Origin of the sequence: Donghicola eburneus, from assembly GCF_900115865.1 — a bacterium.
GTDB classification, from domain to species: domain Bacteria; phylum Pseudomonadota; class Alphaproteobacteria; order Rhodobacterales; family Rhodobacteraceae; genus Donghicola; species Donghicola eburneus.
In genome coordinates, this window is the sequence record NZ_FOXY01000004.1 from 333,980 (window position 1) to 350,318 (window position 16,339).

The window sequence follows — 16,339 nt, forward strand, 5'->3', positions numbered from 1 at the left end:
GGGCTTTTGCCCGCTCTTTTCTTTTGGGCGAAGCCTTTCGCTCGGACGCGGTAGACACTATTTCGGGCAGGTATTCGTTCAAAGGAATTGAGATGGCCTCCCCCTCGCCAGCCCAAATCAAGGCCGCCACGCAGCAGGCAATCAACCTGCGTTTGTCAGGCCAGTTTAGTCAGTCGTTCCAACTCTTGCAGAAGGTCATTGCTGCAGCTCCGCGATTTGCCGATGGCTACTACCACCTCGCGCTTGCCGCAAACGAGTTGCATCTGCCTCGGACCGCTGTCAAAGCACTGAAAACGGCTGATCGGCTCAAGCCTAAATCCCCTGACATCCTCAAGGCACTGTGCACGGCGCAAATGGCCTGCTATCAGCACGAAGATGCGCTCAAAACGCTGAAGAAGCTGCGCGTAATCTTCCCGAAAAAGCGATCAATCAAGCTGGAGGAGACGCTGATCCGGATGCAGCTGGGTGAGTTCGATGCAGCGCAAAAACTTATCGCGGATTTGATCGACTCGAACCCCTTGTATGGCGAGAATTACCGCAGCTACGTGCAGCCCCGCCGGATCAAAGAGGGCGACCCGATCATCGACAAGATGCTGGACATCTACCAGCGCGAGGACCTGAAAGATGACTCGCGGTGCCACATCGCCTATGCCTTGGGCAAGGCGTACGGCGATCTTCGTCAGGATGAGAAGGTTTTCAAATATCTGAACGAAGCCAATAGGTTGCAACGAGCCGCCGCCGTTCCGAACATGGACGGTGCAGCGCTAGAGGTGGATCGTTTGATCGCGGCGCAGAAGGACGTTGTGCTGCCGCCGATCGCGGAAAGCGATGCGCGACCGACGCCCATTTTCGTATGCGGCATGCCGCGCTCTGGCACCACTCTGGTCGAACGTATTCTTGGTCGTCACTCCGAAGTTGCGAACGCCGAGGAGTTGGCCATCGGCAGCAAACTTGCGCGCGCGGCTTTGGGCGGGACGACCAAAGAGCCAGGCAACCTGCAAGACGTGAAGCCCTCGACGCTGGAGACGGTGGCGCGCAGGCTGCGCGCAGCGCTGGGGGAAACGGCTGATGGGGACGCAAAGTACGTCACGGACAAGTCGATCATGACCTTCCTGACGCTGCCCGCGCTTGCGATGGCGATGCCGGATGCGCGCTTTGTCGTGGTGCGCCGTGATCCGCGCGATGTCGCACTGTCGATCTACCGGAACCACTTTGCTGAGGGGACGCACAAATACGCCTTTAAGCTGGAGGATATCGCCAAGCAGGTCGTGCTGTTCCAGAAGTGTGTCGAAGCCTTTCGCGATCAGATGGGCGATCGCATGATCGAGGTTCAGTACGAAGACCTGGTCGAGGATCCCGATACCCAAATCCCGCGTCTGATCGAGGGTGTGAAACTGCCATGGCAAGAGGCTTGCCTGCATCCAGAAGAGGGTGAAGGCGCTGTGCGGACATTGAGCCTTGGACAGGTGCGCGTGCCGGTTTACAAGTCTGCCAAAGGTGGCTGGCGCCGCTTTGCCGACGAGATGCAACCCTTTATCGAGACTTACGAGGCCCTCAGCAATGTCCCTCTCCGAGATTAAACAACGTCTATCCAAAGCCTGTGCCGACCACGGCCGCAACGAGGCAGACGTCACTCTGATCGCGGTGTCCAAGGTGCAACCGAACGAGCGCGTCGAAGAAGTGCTGAAAGCGGGCCACCGAGTGTTCGGTGAAAACAAGGTGCAGGAAGCGGCGGGAAAATGGCCGATGTTCCGTGAAACCTACGACGGGATTGAACTGCATCTGATCGGCCCGCTGCAAAGCAACAAGGCCCGTCAGGCGATGGAACTGGCGCAGTCGATCCACACGGTTGACCGCCCGAAAATCGCGACGACTATCGCGCGTTTGGCGCAGGAGATGGGGCACTGCCCCGAGCTGTTCATTCAGGTCAACACGGGCGAAGAGCCTCAGAAAGCGGGCATCGCGCCCGCAGATGCCGATGCGTTTATCAAGGAATGTCAGGGTATGGATTTGCCCATTCGCGGCTTGATGTGCATCCCCCCCGTTGACGAAGAGGCAAGCCTGCATTTCGCGTTGCTGCGCAAGATCGCAGAGCGGAACGGGTTGTCTGGTTTGTCCATGGGCATGAGTGATGACTTTGAAAAAGCGATCAGTTTCGGTGCGACACACGTTCGTGTCGGCAGTGCGATCTTTGGCGCGCGCGACTACGGGTAATGTGACTTGCCCTTGTGCGGAGCAGATGCTGGACTGTCCGCACTGAGCTTGGAGTGAGAAATGCGGTTTCGTGTATTGGTTCTGGCGGCGCTAATGGCGCTCCCTTCTGTAGCAGCGGCAGATATGTCGATGTCATTCGAATGGGGACGGATGCCGCGATGCACGACGGGCAAACCGATGGCGGTGCCCAACCCTGAAATCATCATCAAGGATGTGCCAGAAGGCGCGACGCATCTGCGGCTCTGGATGGTCGATCTGGATGACCCGTGGCGCAATCACGGGGTGAAGAAGCTAAAGCTGAATGCGACGGGGGATATGACCATTCCCAAGGGGCTGTTCTACTACGCGGGGCCCTGCCCCAAAAATGCGATCCACACCTACCAATGGAACGTGACCGCTTACAAAGGGCTCAAGCCGCTCTACACCGCGTGGATGCGCAGGAACTACCCCGAATAATTACAGAACGATCAGTTTTGTCTCGTAAGTGATCCGTCTGGCAATCCAGCGCAGGTCCTGCGGGTCAAAGGCCACGCACCCTGCGGTCGGATATCCGGGGTGGCGCCACTGGTGGATAAAGATCGCGCTGCCTTTGCCGCGTTCGGCGCGAGGCCAGTTCCAGTCGGTGATCAGCACCAAATCATAGAGCGGATCAGCGCGGCGCAAGGCCTCGTGACCGTGGGGGTAGGGGGCGCGGACCATCAGGTTGTAGTCCTGATCTTTGACATCGTCGGACCACAGGTCGCGTGGGCGGATGGGCACGGCCCAGTCGGCAGGGCGGGCCATGCGGTCGGGCCTGTACAGCATCCCAACAATGCGGTGTGTGCCGCGCGGGGTGGCGCCGTCGCCCTCGCGTTTGTCTTGGGCGCTGGTGATCCCGCCGCGCCCGATGGTGCGGGGGAAGCGGCGGTTCAGAAAGCGGACGCAGGTCGGGGTGACGACCAGATCGTGGCGGTTCATAGCAGGTGCCCCGACTTCTTGGCCTTGGTCGCGAGGTAGGCTGCGTTCTGAGGGGTCTGCCCGAGGATCAGTGGCACACGTTCGGCAACCGAGATGCCCATCTTTTCCATCATCGCCATCTTGCGCGGGTTGTTTGTCATCAAGCGTACCGAGTTGAAGCCCAAGCGGCGTAGGATCGCGGCACCGATGCGGAAATCGCGTTCGTCATCTTCGAAACCCAGACGGTGGTTGGCCTCGACGGTATCGAACCCTTGGTCCTGCAGGGCATAGGCGCGCATTTTGTTAGCAAGGCCGATGCCGCGCCCCTCTTGGTTTAGGTAGAGCAGGACGCCCGCGCCTTCGGTGCCCATCTGGTTCAGGGCGCCGTTGAGCTGCGGGCCGCAGTCGCATTTCAGGCTGCCCAACACGTCACCGGTGAAGCAAGCAGAATGCAGGCGGGCCAACACAGGTTCGTCGCGAGAGGGATTTCCAATCTCGATCGCGTAATGCTCTTCGTTGCCGTCTTCGGGGCGGTAGATGTGCAGACGGCCAGCCTCTGACGCGACCATGGGCAGGCGCGCGGCGGCGACGGGGTGCAAGGACGCCTCGGCGGCGATGGCAGGTCCGGCGAGCCCTGCGTCGATCAAGGTCAGGCGGTGTTCAGCAGCGAATGCCTCGGGGTTGTCCAGGGGGATCACCAGCGCGGCGGGCAACAGGTGTGCCGTTTTCACAAGCTGGATGGCCAAGCGGTGCAGGCTGGCATCCCCGCCACGAGCGATCTGGAACGGTCCCTTCATGGGCACGTCCATGTCGTGCTTGGGGTCTGCCATGGCGCGCACCCACCAGAGGTCAGCTTCGTCCGGTACAGTGATGCGTGCCAGATCGCCGTCATATGGCGTCGCCTTCAGGGTTTCGGCGCGATGAGAGGTCAGGACAACGACCGGCGGCTTCCCCAGACTGCGCAGATCGGCCAGACGCGCGACTGACAGGCTCTCTGCGGCCATGACCAGCAGAGAGTCGGTGCCACGCAGCATAATAGGCACGCCCATCCGCAAGTCGCCACGGGCGCGGGCCAAATCCTCGATGATGTCAGGGGCGAAGGCCATTGTTACGGCTCCTCTCTTAATTCGAAGAGTTCTGTAACTCTTTGAGCCGGAAATTGAAATAAAACCCTTCACCCCGACACGAGGGCGTGAGGTTCGTGCCACAAACCTTGTCGTGAGCGCATGTGAGGCTCATCTCACAGGAAAGCGAGACAACGGAGAACTGAAATGTCGCAACTGCGTAAGATCCTTCTGGTAGACGATGACGAGGACCTTCGCGAAGCGCTGAGCGAACAGCTGGTGATGACCGAGGATTTCGATGTGTTCGAGGCGGGCAACGGCGCCGAAGCCATGGAAAAGGTCAAAGACGGTCTGTTCGATCTGGTGATTCTCGACGTTGGCTTGCCCGATACCGATGGCCGCGAACTGTGCCGCCGGATGCGCAAGCAAGGGGTCAAAGCGCCCGTCCTGATGCTGACCGGTCATGACAGCGACGCTGACACCATTCTGGGTTTGGATGCTGGCGCGAACGACTACGTGACCAAGCCATTCAAGTTTCCCGTCCTCTTGGCACGGATTCGCGCACAGCTGCGCCAGCATGAGCAAAGCGAAGACGCAGTTTTCGTCGTTGGGCCCTACACTTTTAAGCCTTCGATGAAAATGTTGATCACTGCTGATGAGAAAAAGATCCGTCTCACCGAAAAAGAGACGAACATTCTAAAGTTTCTACACCGCTCTCCCGATGGGGTAGTTGCCAGAGACATCCTCTTGCATGAAGTATGGGGATACAACGCTGGGGTGACGACGCACACGCTAGAGACGCATATTTATCGGCTTCGCCAGAAAATCGAACCCGATCCCTCGAATGCGCGTCTGCTTGTGACGGAATCCGGCGGCTATCGACTAAATGCCTAAGCTTTGCGCCAGATCAATGTTTGGCACGGCATATGCAGGCAACCTACAGTTAACTACCCCGCGCATGTCCGGGTTATGACATGTACCTCCCTGTTGGACTTGGCCCGAGCTTCGGCTCGGGTCTTTTTTATTCCGGCACTGCCTTTCACCGCTGGGGGTGGGCAGGTATATCGCAGGGGAAGACTTTGAATGAACGAGGGCGACATGGGCTTTTCTTTGGCAACGTGGAACATCAACTCGGTCCGGCTGCGTGCTGGTCTGGTCGAGCGTTTGATGACCGAAGACGCCCCAGACGTTCTGTGCCTACAAGAATGCAAGAGCCCCGTCGAATTGATCCCGATGGAGGCGTTCCGCGCCCTGGGGTATGAGCACATGATTGCCCGTGGCCAGAAGGGCTATAACGGCGTCGCAATTCTGTCCAAGCAGCCGATCACCGAAGTGGCTAGCTTTGACTTTGCCGGTTTGGGCCATGCGCGCCACATCGCGGGCCAGCTGGAAAACGGCGTGACGGTGCACAACTTCTACGTCCCCGCTGGCGGGGACAAGCCAGACCGCGAGATCAACGAGAAGTTTGGCCAGAAGCTGGATTACCTGACCGAGATGAGGGACTGGTGGCACGCGAACGCGCCGCAGAAATCGATCATGCTTGGCGATCTGAACATTGCTCCGCGCGAGGATGACGTCTGGAACCACAAGCAGTTGCTCAAGATCGTCAGCCACACCCCGATCGAGGTCGAGCATCTGGCGCAGGCGCAGGACGCGGGCAACTGGGTCGACATCACTCGTCAGGACATCCCAGAGGGGCAGATTTACAGCTGGTGGTCCTATCGCGCTAAAGACTGGTCAGGCGCGGACAAAGGCCGCCGTCTGGACCACATCTGGGCCACGCAGGACATCGCGAACGCCGGTCATTCCAGCCGAATTCGCCGCGATGTACGCGGATGGGAGCAACCCAGCGACCACGCGCCTGTTTTCGCAAGCTTTGACCTTTGATATTCATTCTTGCGCCCTCATATAGGGTGCAACAGACCACTAAGGGAATTTGACGATGTTCGAACTGGGACAAGGCACCCCCGCCCCCGCAGCCGACGATCTGATCATGGACGTGAGCGAAGCGGACTTCATGGACAAGGTCGTGCAGGCCAGCATGACCACCCCTGTCATCGTGGATTTCTGGGCCCCGTGGTGCGGCCCGTGCAAAACCCTTGGCCCGCAGCTTGAAGACGCAGTCAAAGCCGTCAAAGGCGCGGTCAAGATGGCCAAGGTCAACGTTGACGAAAACCAGATGATCGCGGGCCAGCTGCGCGTGCAGTCGATCCCGACCGTCTATGCCTTCTGGCAGGGTCAGCCGGTTGATGGCTTCCAAGGTGCCGTCCCCGGTTCCGAGATCAAGGCGTTCGTCGAGCGCGTGGTTCAGGCGGCTGGCGGTGATGCCAGCGGCGGTCTGGATGACGCGATCGCAGCGGCCGAAGAGATGATGGAAAACGGCGAGGCTGTGGACGCGGCTCAGGTCTTTGCGGCAATCCTCGAAGAGGACCCGAACCACGCCAAGGCATATGGCGGTCTTGTCCGCGCGCACATCGCAACCGGTGATCTGGACCAAGCCGAGGCGATCCTGAACGGCGCCCCCGCCGAGATTTCGAAAGCCCCCGAGCTGGAAGCAGCCCACGCGCAGCTTGAGCTTGCCAAGCAGGCAGCAGACGCGGGTCCGGTGGCCGAACTGCGTGCCGCAGTCGAGGCAAACCCCGACGATCTGCAAGCCCGTTTCGATCTGGCGCAAGCGCTCTATGCAAACGGCGATGCCGAAGGTGCGGTGAACGAACTGCTAGAGCTGTTCCGCAAGGATCGCGAATGGAATGACGGTGCTGCCAAAGCTCAATTGTTCACCATCTTCGAGGCGCTGAAGCCCAATGATCCGGTTGTGTTGAATGGGCGCCGTAAATTGAGCTCGATGATATTTGCCTGATCGCTAACGGGGCCTAGTTGATGTGTATGCTGTCATCATCTGATCTGCCCGAAACAATTGCGATTTTTCCTCTGCCTGGTGCGCTGCTCTTGCCGCGTGCTAGGCTGCCTTTGCATATCTTCGAGCCGCGCTATCTGGCGATGATCGAAGACTGCATGAAGACGCCCCAGCGTCTGATTGGCATGATCCAGCCCGAAAAGGGGCCGGCAGGGGGCGCATCGGGCCTAAGTACCATCGGCTGTGCCGGTCGGTTGACCCAATTCTCGGAAACCGAGGATGGACGCTACATGATCACCCTGACCGGCGTGTCGCGGTTCCGCATGAAGCGCGAGATCGGCGGGTTCACGCCCTATCGTCGTTGCGAAGTGGATTGGAGCGGGTTCGAGCGCGATCTGGGGAAACCCGAGACCGACGGGGCCTTTAATCGCGGGCCGTTTATGGACCTGCTGTCGCGCTATTTTGCGTCCCAAGACCTGTCGACGGACTGGGAAAGCCTTGGCGATGCGGATGACGAGATGCTGATCAACGCGCTGTCGATGCTTTGCCCGTTCTCGCCAGAGGACAAGCAAGCGCTGCTCGAGGCCCCGTCATTGACCACACGCCGCGAGACGATCATAACGCTGCTCGAATATGCCCTGCACAGTGGCCGAGACGCCGGAGATTTCATGCAATGACTCAAACAACCTTTGATCGCCGTATGCTCGAGGCGCTGATTTGTCCGCTGACCCTGACCACGCTGGACTATGATGCGGAGAAGCAGGAGCTGATCTCGAAGTCGGCCAAGCTGGCGTTCCCGATCCGCGACGGTATCCCGATTATGCTGCCCGATGAGGCCCGCAAGCTGGATTGATCCAGCCTACAGCGCCTCGCCCTTCAGCAGGCGGGGCACATCCCCCGTCAGACCTGCCGCCTCGCGGATAAAGGTCCGGCGCAAACGCGGCATCGCGTTGATCACACCCATCCCCAAATCACGACCCATCCGCAGGAGCGGGTTGTCGTTCGAGAACAGCTTGTTGAACGCGTCCATGGCCAGCGCCATTGAGGTCGCGTCGAACCGGCGCCATTCCTGATAACGCTCCAGAACCAGCGGGCTGGCGATATCTTCGCCGCGGCGCTGTGCGTCGATCAGGACTTCGGCCAGTGCCCCGACGTCTTTGAGACCCGCATTCAGGCCTTGACCGGCGATGGGGTGAACCCCGTGCGCGGCATCCCCGATCAGCGCCACGCGGTCTGCGACAAAGCTGTTCGCGATTGTGATGTTCAGCGGGTAGGTGAACCGTTTGCCCGCCAGTTTGATGTCGCCAAGGAAGTCGCCAAAGCGGGGGCGCAGCACCTTAATATAGCTGGCGTCGTCCAGCGCGTTGATCGCGGCGGCCTGATCGGTGCGCTCGCTCCAAACGATAGAGCTGACATTGCCGCGCAGGGGCAGGATTGCCAGCGGACCGGGCGGCATGAAGAACTGGTGGGCAGTGCCAAAGTGGGGCTTCTCGTGCTCAATCGCGCAGACCAGAGCGGTCTGATTGTAGTCCCACCCGCTGCGTTTGATGCCCGCGCGTGCCTGCACGCCACTACGGCGACCATCGGCGCCGATCAGCAGGCGAGTGCGCAGGGTGTCGCCATTGTCGAGCGTGACAGTGACGCCAGTGGCATCGACGGTCTGGTCGACTGCGGTCTGGCCTGAAATCTGGGTGATATTCGGCTCTGCATCCATTGCGGCCAAAAGAACGGGGCGCAGGTGACGATCCTCGACCATGTAGCCCATTGGGCCTTCTTCGATCTCGGCGTGGTCGAAATGCATCCAGAACGGCGAGGGGCCTTCGCCTGCGCGGCCGTCCGTTACCTTGATCTCGAGCATGGGCTGCGCGGTGTCCGCCAGATCACGCCAGAGGCCAAGCGCGCCAAGCAGCCGCTGGCTGGCCAGCGACAGCGCATAAGAGCGCCCGTCAAAGCCGCTCTCTGCCCGCGTGGTGGCAGGCAGGGCGTCGATGATGGTTACAGTCAGGCCCTGTAGGGCCAGTGCAAGCGCCAAGGATGGGCCAGCCAGCCCACCGCCGACGATCAGGATGTCACTCGTCTGGGTCATGCCTTGCAATATGCGCTGCCGGTCGGGATTGTCCACGGGATACGGCAGGGATAGGGTCGATCTGCGGCATTTAGACGGAGGCAGCAATGCAGGATTGGTTGACGAAAAGCGCGGCAGATCAAGGACGTGCGATCGGGCAGGGGGCCTTGGACCCTGTCGCACTGACCGAAGCCTATCTGGATGCGGCTGCCAATCATCCGCACGGCATGCGCATCTATGCCCGACTGACGCCGGAACGCGCGATGGCAGAGGCCGAAGCAGCGGCGTTTCGCGCCAAAAACGGGGTGCGTCGGGGCATTCTGGACGGTGTGGCGATTAGTTGGAAAGACTTGTTCGACAGCGCGGGCGTCGCAACCGAGGCAGGCTCGGCGCTGCTTGAGCGCCGCGTGCCTGATGCAGACGCCGCGGTTCTGACCGAAGCCACCCTGCAAGGGGGCGTCTGTCTGGGCAAAACCCACATGACTGAACTGGCCTTCTCGGGCCTCGGGTTGAACCCCGTGACCGAGAGTCCGCCGAACGTGAACGACCCTGAAGCGGTCTCTGGAGGGTCGTCCTCTGGGGCGGCGGCATCGGTTGCATGGGGCTTGGCGGCGGCGGCTGTTGGGTCGGACACCGGCGGATCGGTGCGTGTGCCCGCGTGCTGGAGCGATCTGGTGGGGCTTAAGACGACCTCGGGGCGGATTTCTCTGGATGGCGTGGTGAAACTGGCCGCGAAATTTGACACGGTTGGCCCGCTTACCCGCTCGGTTGAAGATGCGACGCTGATGTTCGCCATGCTGACAGGTGCCAAGGCGGTCGACCTTGGGGGCAGCAGCCTGTCCGGGCGCCGCTTTGCCGTGTTGAAAACCGTGGCGCAAGACGATTTGCGCGACACACCTGCCGAAGGGTTCTCGGCTGCGCTCCGCAAACTCGAGTCGGCTGGTGCAACGCTGGTCGAGCTCGAAATCCCCGAAGTAGCAGAGATCATGGGCATGGCGGGCGTCCTGTACACGCCGGAAACCTATGGCACTTGCGGCGATCTGATCGAGAGTGCGCCGGAAAAGATGTTCCCGCCCGTGCTCGAACGTTTCCGTGCAGGACGTGACCATAGCGCGATGGACTATGTCAAAGCGTGGCTGTCACTGGACAACCTGCGCCAGAGCTATGCCGCCAAGGTCGCGGGCTTCGATGCAGTTCTGCTGCCCACCGCACCCTCTATGCCGCCAAAGATCGACGATCTGATGGCGGATCACGGGTACTTTGCGCAGGAAAATTTGCTGGCCTTGCGAAACACGCGGATCGGGAATTTGACCGGTGGTGCGGCACTGACGCTGCCGACTGGCGTGCCTTCGACAGGGATCAGCCTGATGGGTCTGGCGGGCAGCGAAGAGCGCCTGCTGCACATCGGGGTCGCCGCCGAAGCTGCGCTTCGCGCCTGAAAAGACACACCCATACCAATGGGACCCTCGCTGAACTGGACGTGAAGGCGAGGGTTAGCTATTCTTGCCAAAAAACAAGGGCCATCGCGCCCTGATAAGAGGCAAATAGCAGGACCCATGACAAACGACCCGTTCCCCGAGCGGTTTGCGTCGCTGCCCCCGTATGCATTCCCGCGTCTGCGGGCGCTGCTGGATCATCTCCAGCCCGGAGGCGACGTAATCCACATGACGATTGGTGAGCCCAAGCACGCTTTCCCCGACTGGGTAAAGGATGTGTTGGCGGCCAATGTGGATGGGTTCAACAGCTATCCCCCGAACGACGGAACGCCCGAGTTGCGAGAGGCCATCGCGGCATGGGTTCATCGCAGATATGGTGTCGAAATCGACGCAGCATCCCAGATTTTGCCTCTGAACGGGACGCGCGAAGGTCTGTACAACGTCGGAATGGCCCTTTGCCCAGAGCAGAAAAACGGTCAGCGCCCGACGGTCCTGATGCCCAATCCGTTCTATCAGGTCTACATGATCTCCTCGATCAGTGCGGGAGCCGAGCCGGTGTTCGTGCCCGCCACAGCCGAGACGGGTCACCTGCCTGATTTCGCAGGCCTGCCGTCCGATATTCTGGACCGTGCGGCCATGCTTTACATCTGTTCGCCCGCGAATCCCCAAGGGGCCGTGGCCTCGGAATCATACTGGCGGGATCTGATCGCTTTGGCCGAAAAGCATGACATCCGTATTCTGGCCGATGAGTGCTATTCCGAGATTTACCGCGATACTCCGCCCCCTGGTGCGCTGGAAATCGCAACCAAGATGGGTGCGGACCCCGAGCGGGTCATCATTTTCCACTCGCTGTCCAAGCGCTCGAACCTGCCCGGTTTGCGCTCTGGCTTTGCCGTGGGTGGCCCCGAGAGCCTGAAGCACATGAAGCAGTTGCGGAACTATTCCGGTGCGCCGCTGCCTCTGCCGATCCAGCGTGTGTCCGAAAAGGTCTGGGCCGACGAGGACCACGTGATCGAGAACCGCCGCCTGTACCGCGAGAAGTTCGAGATCGCCGACGAAATTCTGGGGAACACGCCAGGCTACATGTCGCCCGAGGCGGGGTTCTTCTTGTGGCTGCGGGTGCCCAATGGCGAAGACGCTGCCGTTAAGCTCTGGACCGAAACCGGTGTGCGTGTGCTGCCCGGTCGCTACCTGAGCAAGCCCGACGCCAACGGCGTGAGCCCGGGCGATGAATACATCCGCGTGGCGCTTGTCGCCTCGGCAGAAGAGGTGCGCCGCGGCCTGACCGCGATCAAAGCGTGTCTCTACGAGCAATAAGAGGGAGGACCGATGGCCTATCAGACAAGACAACGCGACCCTCTGTTGGATAGCAACACGCAGGAACTGATCGAACGCCGTGGCAAAGAGCTGTTCGGCCTGGCGCTGACCGTGCTGGGACTTGCTGGCGCGGCAATGAGCTTGACCTACACACCGTCCGACCCGTCTTTCCTGTCCGCAACTGACGCGCCTGTGCAGAATATGCTGGGGCGGACCGGTGCCTCGATCGCGGCACCCGTGTTCATGATCATCGGCTGGGGCGCGCTAGCGTTTGTCGCGCTGCTGATCGGCTGGGGTCTGCGTTTTGTGCTGCATCGCGGGTCTGATCGTGCAGTGTCCCGCCTGATGATGGCACCCGTGTGGGTCGTGATCTGCGCCATGTACGCGTCGTCCCTAACGCCGGGCGAGGCGTGGACGCAGGACAGCGGTCTGGGTGGCCATTTGGGCGATATGCTGATGGGGATGGCGCTGGCCATCCTGCCTTTGGCGACCGGCATTTCGCTGAAGCTGATTTCGCTGTTGCTGGGGCCTGTTGTGCTGGCTCTGGCTGCGCTGGTTCTGGGCTTTACCAAGGACGAATTGCGCCGCGCCGGACGCTTCCTGCTGCATGGCTTGATCCATGCCTATGACGGGCTGATGCGCCTGATGGGCCGTGGCGCTGGTGGTGCGCTCGCTGGGGCCCGCGCCATGAGTGCACGTCGGAACACCGAAGACGACTACGACATGATCGAAGAGGATTATGCACCGTCGCGCACCGCCCGCGTGATCCGTCAGGATGCCTACGAAGAAGATCCCGAATTCTTGGTCGAGGACGACGCCCCCGAAGAGCAAGGCGGCCTGCGCGGCCTGATGCCGAACCTCTTGCGCCGGAATAAAGCCCCCGCCGTGATGCCCGAACCGGAATTGGTCGAGAATGAAGGACCGGACCACGAGGTCGAAGCTCCTGCCGAGGACCGAATCCGCGCGCGCATCACAGACGTCGTTCGGACCCGCACGCGCCGTCCCGCTGCCGAAGAGGCCCCGCTGACCAAAGGGCGTGGCCGTCGTCCCGACGCTCTGATTCTAGACACCAGCCAGCCGAACCGCCGCCGCGGCGAGCCGCCTTTGACCGCAAGCCGCGAAGAGCCGCCCGTAATGGCCCCGAGCGTGGCAGAGGTTGCGGCCACTCAGGTCGATGTTGCGCCCGACATGCCCGCCGCAGAGGTTCCCCCTGCAATGGGGATGGAGAATTTGGCCGGTATCCAGATTTCTTTGCAGGATGGTTCCGAACGCATCGAACTGCCTCTGCCGCCCGAACCCGAGGTAGACGAGGTCCAAACCTACGCCGCTGAGCCTGAGCCCGAAGCTACGCAGCCTGAACCCGTGGCCTACCAGTCCTACGACAAGTCTGCCTCCGAGGCGCCAGCGCCCCGCCCGCAGACCGTGGTTCCGGCCAAGAGCTCTTATGAGCCGCGCAGTGCCGTGCCGATCTACCACTCGCCCGAGGACGAGTACGAGCTGCCGCCGCTGGAGCTGCTAACTCGGCCCGACAGCGTTGAGCGTTACACCCTGTCCAACGACGCGCTCGAAGAGAATGCGCGGATGCTGGAAAATGTGCTCGATGACTACGGTATCAAAGGTGAAATTGTTTCTGTTCGCCCTGGCCCTGTTGTCACCATGTATGAATTGGAGCCTGCGCCTGGCTTGAAAGCCAGCCGCGTGATTGGCCTCGCAGACGACATCGCCCGTTCGATGTCCGCTCTGTCGGCGCGTGTGTCTACCGTGCCCGGCCGCAGCGTGATCGGTATCGAACTGCCAAACGAAAAGCGCGAAATGGTTGTCTTCCGCGAGATCCTGTCGAGCCGTTCGTTCGACGATCACAAGCTGAAGCTGCCTCTGGCTTTGGGCAAGGATATCGGCGGTGATCCGGTTGTCGCGAACCTGGCCAAGATGCCTCACCTCTTGATCGCGGGTACGACAGGTTCGGGTAAGTCGGTAGCGATCAACACTATGATCCTGTCGCTGCTATATCGCCTGACGCCGGACGAATGCCGTCTGATCATGATCGACCCCAAGATGCTGGAACTGTCGGTCTATGACGGCATCCCGCACCTGCTGTCGCCCGTTGTGACCGACCCGAAAAAGGCCGTCGTGGCCCTGAAATGGGTCGTGGCCGAGATGGAAGAGCGCTACCGCAAGATGTCCAAGATGGGCGTGCGGAACATCGACGGCTACAACGGCCGCGTAAAGGATGCCCTGTCCAAGGGCGAGATGTTCAGCCGCACCGTTCAGACCGGCTTTGACGATGAAACCGGCGATCCCGTGTTCGAGACCGAGGAATTTGCACCCGAGGCGATGCCCTATATCGTGGTTATCGTCGACGAAATGGCCGACCTGATGATGGTCGCGGGCAAAGAGATCGAAGCCTGTATCCAGCGTCTGGCGCAGATGGCCCGTGCGTCGGGTATCCACCTGATCATGGCGACCCAGCGTCCCTCGGTGGACGTGATCACCGGTACGATCAAGGCGAACTTCCCGACCCGTATTTCCTTCCAGGTGACGTCGAAAATCGACAGCCGCACCATTCTGGGGGAACAGGGCGCCGAGCAGCTGCTGGGGATGGGTGACATGCTTTATATGGCCGGTGGCGGCCGTATCCAGCGTTGCCACGGCCCCTTTGTCAGCGACGAGGAAGTCGAAGAGATCGTCAATCACCTAAAGGCCTATGGCCCGCCCGAATACGTCAGCGGCGTGCAGTCCGGCCCCGATGCCGAGAAAGAATCAGAACTCGATGCGGTTTTGGGTCTGAACACCGGCGGGAACACAGGTGGCGAGGATGCCCTGTACGACCAAGCGGTGCAGATCGTGATCAAGGATCGCAAATGCTCGACCAGTTACATCCAGCGGAAACTGGGCATCGGCTACAACAAAGCGGCGCGTCTGGTCGAACAGATGGAAGAAAACCAGCTCGTCAGTCCCGCCAACCATGTGGGTAAGCGCGAAATTCTGGTGCCAGAGCAAGAATAGCGATTGTGACAGGCAACTTACTGCCTTGTGAAAACGTTGGGGGCTGTATGAAACACATACAGCCCTTATTTATTGCCTTATGAAAAGACGTGCCTTTGTCATCGCGCCGCTGGTCGGCGCCCTCCTGAGTATCGCTGCGCCAGCATTCGCGGCCCCGATCTCTTTGAACCGTTTGTCGGCCTACCTGAATGACCTTCAGACCGTGCAGGGCGACTTCACCCAAGTGAATGCCGATGGCAGCATCGATACGGGAACGATTTATATCCGGCGTCCCGGTCGTGCGCGGTTCGAATACAATCCGCCGAACAATGCGCTTGTTATGGCTGGGGGGAGCCAAGTCGCTGTGTTTGACCCTGTGTCACCGGATAACGCGAACATTTATCCCCTGCGACGGACGCCGCTGAGCATCATTCTGGCCAAGAATGTGAATTTGGGTCAGGCACGGATGGTCACTGGGCACCGCCAAGTGGACAACACCACTGTTGTTACGGCCCAAGATCCCGAGCATCCCGAATATGGAAACATTCAGCTCGTGTTTACCGATAACCCTGTTGAGCTGCGCCAGTGGGTGATCACGGACGACAGCGGCAATCAGACGACGATGATCCTTGGGGATACGAAGACAGGCATGAGCCTGAGCAACGCGCTCTTTAATATCGAGCACGAACGCCTGCGCCGTCAATAAAGCGCAGGCTGTGGCCACCGCTGCTTAGTAGCGGCGGCAGGCAATAAGTTGTGCTTGGTAAGTTTGGGCGCGCGATGCAACGCGGTTCGCAACGTTCACAAGCCAGCCTTTGCTGCGATAGGATCCGCGGCGGAAGCCTGCGTGTCCCTCGTGGTAGGCTAGATATTGGTTGCGGGCGTCGTACATCGGGATGCCGTTTTTCTGGACCGTCTTGGTCATGTACCAACCCATAAAATCGGTCGCGTCGTCGATGTCATCACGGCGCGCGCGGCGATTACGAGTTTCTTTTTGGTACTCTTCCCAAGTGCCATCCAGCGCTTGCGAGTAGCCGTAAGCCGAACTGATGCGGCCCATCGGGATCACACCTAGCGCGTAACTGCGCGGCGTTTTGGCGTTGCCGATAAATTTGCTCTCTTGATGGATCATGGCCATCAGGACGGGAACGGGGGCGCCATACTTCCGCTCTGTACGCTGCATGGCCCGCAGATAATGGGGCCGTTCTTTGACGATCGCACAGGCGTTTTCCAAATCGCGCGGAGCGCGATAATCGGAGCTGCCGCACGAGGCCAACAGCAGAAGTAACATCAGGGCGCGGAAGGGTCTGCTCATCTGCCTCTCTCGCTTTTCTTTGCGTTCACTATAAGGAATATGCGGTCTCACAGCAAATCACACTATGTAAGAAATCGTGTTTGCCCCATTGAAAGATAGGCCAACATAGCCATCTAGTGCGGGCTGGTGAAAAATCCGGATAGAGTGCCG

General features: G+C 60.3%; 16 protein-coding genes. 12 read left to right on the forward strand and 4 right to left on the reverse strand.

The window, feature by feature from the left end; translation table 11 throughout:
- Nucleotides 1–92: 92 nt before the first annotated feature.
- From BM225_RS09230 to BM225_RS09240, 3 genes are read left to right on the forward strand one after another with little or no spacing between them, the layout of a single operon-like run.
- Nucleotides 93–1,580 carry a tetratricopeptide repeat-containing sulfotransferase family protein gene (locus tag BM225_RS09230; protein WP_092464196.1) on the forward strand — a complete coding sequence of 496 codons (1,488 nt, stop codon included), beginning with the start codon at nt 93–95 and terminating at the stop codon, nt 1,578–1,580.
- Nucleotides 1,561–2,214, forward strand: coding sequence for a YggS family pyridoxal phosphate-dependent enzyme (locus BM225_RS09235; RefSeq protein WP_072709236.1), 654 nt, complete (start codon nt 1,561–1,563; stop codon nt 2,212–2,214). Before BM225_RS09230 ends, BM225_RS09235 begins: the two co-directional genes overlap by 20 nt.
- A gap of 60 nt (nt 2,215–2,274) precedes the next feature.
- Complete coding sequence (locus BM225_RS09240; RefSeq protein WP_083595768.1) at nt 2,275–2,670, forward strand: hypothetical protein; 396 nt, start codon at nt 2,275–2,277, stop codon at nt 2,668–2,670.
- Here the strand turns inward: BM225_RS09240 and BM225_RS09245 are convergent, their stop codons facing one another.
- Together BM225_RS09245 and ribA are read right to left on the reverse strand one after the other, a co-directional pair.
- A complete protein-coding gene (locus BM225_RS09245) occupies nt 2,671–3,171 on the reverse strand; it encodes a L,D-transpeptidase family protein (RefSeq protein WP_072709240.1) in 501 nt (166 codons plus the stop codon). It abuts the gene before it with no gap.
- Complete coding sequence (ribA, locus tag BM225_RS09250) at nt 3,168–4,256, reverse strand: GTP cyclohydrolase II (protein WP_072709242.1); 1,089 nt, start codon at nt 4,254–4,256, stop codon at nt 3,168–3,170. The genes BM225_RS09245 and ribA overlap by 4 nt, the downstream gene beginning before the upstream one ends.
- Before the next feature lie 165 nt (nt 4,257–4,421).
- Between ribA and BM225_RS09255 the strand changes: the two genes are divergently transcribed.
- From BM225_RS09255 to BM225_RS09275, 5 genes are all read left to right on the forward strand, one after another.
- Nucleotides 4,422–5,108 carry a response regulator transcription factor gene (locus tag BM225_RS09255; protein ID WP_072709244.1) on the forward strand — a complete coding sequence of 229 codons (687 nt, stop codon included), beginning with the start codon at nt 4,422–4,424 and terminating at the stop codon, nt 5,106–5,108.
- A 204-nt stretch (nt 5,109–5,312) separates the two neighbouring features.
- Entirely contained in the window at nt 5,313–6,101 is a 789-nt protein-coding gene (locus BM225_RS09260) for an exodeoxyribonuclease III (RefSeq protein WP_072709446.1), read from the forward strand.
- A gap of 55 nt (nt 6,102–6,156) precedes the next feature.
- Nucleotides 6,157–7,074, forward strand: coding sequence for a thioredoxin (gene trxA, locus BM225_RS09265; protein WP_072709246.1), 918 nt, complete (start codon nt 6,157–6,159; stop codon nt 7,072–7,074).
- Between the two features lie 26 nt (nt 7,075–7,100).
- On the forward strand, nt 7,101–7,748 hold the full coding sequence (locus BM225_RS09270; RefSeq protein WP_072709448.1) for an LON peptidase substrate-binding domain-containing protein: 648 nt from the start codon (nt 7,101–7,103) through the stop codon (nt 7,746–7,748).
- Entirely contained in the window at nt 7,745–7,924 is a 180-nt protein-coding gene (locus BM225_RS09275; RefSeq protein WP_072709248.1) for a Trm112 family protein, read from the forward strand. The genes BM225_RS09270 and BM225_RS09275 overlap by 4 nt, the downstream gene beginning before the upstream one ends.
- A 6-nt stretch (nt 7,925–7,930) precedes the next feature.
- Here the strand turns inward: BM225_RS09275 and BM225_RS09280 are convergent, their stop codons facing one another.
- The gene (locus BM225_RS09280) at nt 7,931–9,157 is read right to left on the reverse strand and encodes an FAD-dependent monooxygenase (protein WP_072709250.1); all 1,227 of its coding nucleotides are present in this window, start codon (nt 9,155–9,157) and stop codon (nt 7,931–7,933) included.
- A gap of 86 nt (nt 9,158–9,243) precedes the next feature.
- Between BM225_RS09280 and BM225_RS09285 the strand changes: the two genes are divergently transcribed.
- From BM225_RS09285 to BM225_RS09300, 4 genes are all read left to right on the forward strand, one after another.
- Complete coding sequence (locus BM225_RS09285; protein ID WP_072709252.1) at nt 9,244–10,575, forward strand: amidase; 1,332 nt, start codon at nt 9,244–9,246, stop codon at nt 10,573–10,575.
- 117 nt (nt 10,576–10,692) lie between these two features.
- Nucleotides 10,693–11,889 carry an aminotransferase class I/II-fold pyridoxal phosphate-dependent enzyme gene (locus BM225_RS09290; RefSeq protein WP_072709254.1) on the forward strand — a complete coding sequence of 399 codons (1,197 nt, stop codon included), beginning with the start codon at nt 10,693–10,695 and terminating at the stop codon, nt 11,887–11,889.
- A 12-nt stretch (nt 11,890–11,901) separates the two neighbouring features.
- Nucleotides 11,902–14,895 (forward strand): DNA translocase FtsK, encoded by a 2,994-nt coding sequence (locus tag BM225_RS09295; RefSeq protein ID WP_092464198.1) that lies wholly within the window; start codon nt 11,902–11,904, stop codon nt 14,893–14,895.
- Nucleotides 14,896–14,974: 79 nt separating this feature from the next.
- Nucleotides 14,975–15,580: a LolA family protein gene (locus tag BM225_RS09300; RefSeq protein WP_072709258.1), complete on the forward strand. Its 606-nt coding sequence runs from the start codon at nt 14,975–14,977 to the stop codon at nt 15,578–15,580.
- Nucleotides 15,581–15,604: 24 nt separating this feature from the next.
- Here BM225_RS09300 and BM225_RS09305 read toward each other — a convergent pair whose 3' ends face one another.
- Complete coding sequence (locus BM225_RS09305) at nt 15,605–16,189, reverse strand: transglycosylase SLT domain-containing protein (protein ID WP_072709260.1); 585 nt, start codon at nt 16,187–16,189, stop codon at nt 15,605–15,607.
- Between the last annotated feature and the right edge of the window lie 150 nt (nt 16,190–16,339).

Bases quoted from the DNA above. Each gene is read 5' to 3' on its own strand.
- BM225_RS09230 (WP_092464196.1), top strand. From the start codon at position 93: ATGGCCTCCCCCTCGCCAGCCCAAATCAAGGCCGCCACGCAGCAGGCA.
- BM225_RS09235 (WP_072709236.1), top strand. From the start codon at position 1,561: ATGTCCCTCTCCGAGATTAAACAACGTCTATCCAAAGCCTGTGCCGAC.
- BM225_RS09240 (WP_083595768.1), top strand. From the start codon at position 2,275: ATGCGGTTTCGTGTATTGGTTCTGGCGGCGCTAATGGCGCTCCCTTCT.
- BM225_RS09245 (WP_072709240.1), bottom strand. From the start codon at position 3,171: ATGAACCGCCACGATCTGGTCGTCACCCCGACCTGCGTCCGCTTTCTG.
- ribA (WP_072709242.1), bottom strand. From the start codon at position 4,256: ATGGCCTTCGCCCCTGACATCATCGAGGATTTGGCCCGCGCCCGTGGC.
- BM225_RS09255 (WP_072709244.1), top strand. From the start codon at position 4,422: ATGTCGCAACTGCGTAAGATCCTTCTGGTAGACGATGACGAGGACCTT.
- BM225_RS09260 (WP_072709446.1), top strand. From the start codon at position 5,313: ATGGGCTTTTCTTTGGCAACGTGGAACATCAACTCGGTCCGGCTGCGT.
- trxA (WP_072709246.1), top strand. From the start codon at position 6,157: ATGTTCGAACTGGGACAAGGCACCCCCGCCCCCGCAGCCGACGATCTG.
- BM225_RS09270 (WP_072709448.1), top strand. From the start codon at position 7,101: ATGCTGTCATCATCTGATCTGCCCGAAACAATTGCGATTTTTCCTCTG.
- BM225_RS09275 (WP_072709248.1), top strand. From the start codon at position 7,745: ATGACTCAAACAACCTTTGATCGCCGTATGCTCGAGGCGCTGATTTGT.
- BM225_RS09280 (WP_072709250.1), bottom strand. From the start codon at position 9,157: ATGACCCAGACGAGTGACATCCTGATCGTCGGCGGTGGGCTGGCTGGC.
- BM225_RS09285 (WP_072709252.1), top strand. From the start codon at position 9,244: ATGCAGGATTGGTTGACGAAAAGCGCGGCAGATCAAGGACGTGCGATC.
- BM225_RS09290 (WP_072709254.1), top strand. From the start codon at position 10,693: ATGACAAACGACCCGTTCCCCGAGCGGTTTGCGTCGCTGCCCCCGTAT.
- BM225_RS09295 (WP_092464198.1), top strand. From the start codon at position 11,902: ATGGCCTATCAGACAAGACAACGCGACCCTCTGTTGGATAGCAACACG.
- BM225_RS09300 (WP_072709258.1), top strand. From the start codon at position 14,975: ATGAAAAGACGTGCCTTTGTCATCGCGCCGCTGGTCGGCGCCCTCCTG.
- BM225_RS09305 (WP_072709260.1), bottom strand. From the start codon at position 16,189: ATGAGCAGACCCTTCCGCGCCCTGATGTTACTTCTGCTGTTGGCCTCG.